At 72.0% G+C, this 2,008-nt stretch carries 1 protein-coding gene; it reads left to right on the top strand.

Translation table 11 applies throughout. From position 1 onward, the window contains the following. Nucleotides 1–119: 119 nt before the first annotated feature. Entirely contained in the window at nt 120–1,949 is a 1,830-nt protein-coding gene (locus tag HF519_RS29935; protein WP_312860433.1) for an IS481 family transposase, read from the top strand. The last annotated feature ends 59 nt before the right edge of the window (nt 1,950–2,008 follow it).

Below are 2,008 nucleotides of genomic sequence, written 5' to 3'. Positions count from 1 at the left end.
TGTCGAGTCGCGGGAGATGTTTGACAGTGTGGTTGCAGGACATGTTGGACACCCGGCCGTGATCGGCCTGCTTGGGTGCTCGTCAACGACGGGTGCGCAGGAGGCCGGGATTGGCCCTGGTGGATATGTCCGTGGTCGAGCAGCGCTACCGCGCCGTGCTCGCGGTGCAGGCCGGTGAGACCGCCGGTGTCGTGGCCGCGCAGTTCGGAGTCTCACGGCAGAGCGTGCAGAACTGGCTGCGCCGCTACCGCTCTGACGGCCTGGCCGGGCTGGTGGACCAGTCGCGGCGCCCCGACACCAGCCCCCGCCAGACCGCGGCGAAGGTGGAGCGGGTGATCTGCGAGATGCGCCGCGAGCACCCTCGCTGGGGCGCGCGCCGCATCGCCCACGAGCTCGCCCGCGCGGGCGTGACGCCGGTGCCCTCCCGGGCCACGGTGCATCGGGTCCTGCGCCGCCACGGCATGGTCGATGTCCGGCCCCGCCGCCGCCCACGGGAGTCCTACCTGCGGTGGGAACGCCAGATACCGATGGCGTTGTGGCAGCTCGACATCGTCGGCGGGATCCCCGTGCTCGACGAGCACGGCCGCACGGTCGAGGCGAAGATCGTCACCGGAGTCGACGACCACTCCCGCTTCGCCGTGATCGCCACCGTCGTCGCCCGCGCGACCGGCCGCGCGGTCTGTCTGGCCTTCGCCGAGGCCCTGCACCGCTACGGCATCCCCGCCGAGGTCCTCACCGACAACGGCAAACAGTTCACCGCCCGCTTCGGCCGCGGCGGCGGAGAGGTGCTGTTCGACCGGATCTGCCGCGACAACGCCATCACCCACCGGCTGACCCAGCCCGCCTCACCGACCACGACCGGCAAGGTCGAACGCTTCCACCAGACCCTGCGCCGCGAACTACTCAACGACCACCCGCCCTTCGCCTCGCTGCTCGCCGCGCAGGCCGCGGTGGACTCCTGGATCGCCGAGTACAACTGCGCGCGCCCGCACCAGGGCATCGCCATGGCCTACCCCGCCGACCGGTTCGGCCCCTCCCAGACCCCCGAGGCCCGCGCCGGGGAAGACCTGCTGCCGCTGCGCCTACCACCCACGCTGACCAGCACACCCATCCCACCGACGGCACCGCCGCCGCAGGCTGCGACCGGCACCGAGCCCGCGGTCGAGCCGCCCGCTGTCGAGGCGCCCGAGCCGGTCTCGGCGCCGTGGACGGGCGGACCGGTGGAGTTCGACCGGGTCGTCCCGCCCAGCGGGAACCTCGGGGTGATGGGCAAACAGTTCTGGCTCGGCCCCGCCCGCGCCGGAGTCGTGGTCACCTTCTGGGCCGACCACGACCTGATCCACCTGCTCATCGCCGGCGCCCGGGTCAAGACCCTGCGCTCGCACCTGTCCAGCACCGACCTCGCCGCGCTCGCCGCCGCCGGAGGACGCGCTGCCGGGCCCTCCCCGCTGCCGCCGGTCGAACCCGACGGGGCCGCGCTCGAGGTCGACCGCACCGTCGGCCGCAACGGCTGCGTCTCCCTCGGCCAAGCCCTGGTCCTGGCCGCGGAGATCCTCGCCGGACGCCGCGTCACGATCCGGATCGACCCCACCATGCTCGCGTTCTTCGACCCCGACACCCGTCAACTGCTACGTACCCGCCCCAACACCATGACCTGGGAGAAGGTTCTGCGGCTGCGCGGCACCCGCCCCGCCGGGCCACCACCGCGCCCGAACCTTGAACCGGTCACCGTCCAACGCCGGACCTCCAACAGCGGCACGATCATGGTCACCGGCCAGGTCGTCGCGCTCGGCCGGCTGCACCGCCACCACGTGGTCACCGTCCACGTCGCCGAGCACACCCTGACCATCGAGCTGCCCGACGGCGACCAGCGCGTCGTCTCCCGGACCACCAACCAGCCGGTCCGCAGCATCAAGGCCCACCGACCCCGCACGACCCATGTTTCCTAGGCCGAGTGTCAACCATGTCCTGAGACAGGACTGTCAAACAGCTACTGAGACTGGGCAAA

Origin of the sequence: Pseudonocardia bannensis (assembly GCF_012911875.1) — a bacterium.
GTDB classification, from domain to species: domain Bacteria; phylum Actinomycetota; class Actinomycetes; order Mycobacteriales; family Pseudonocardiaceae; genus Pseudonocardia; species Pseudonocardia bannensis.
This window is presented reverse-complemented; position numbering and strand designations above follow the sequence as displayed.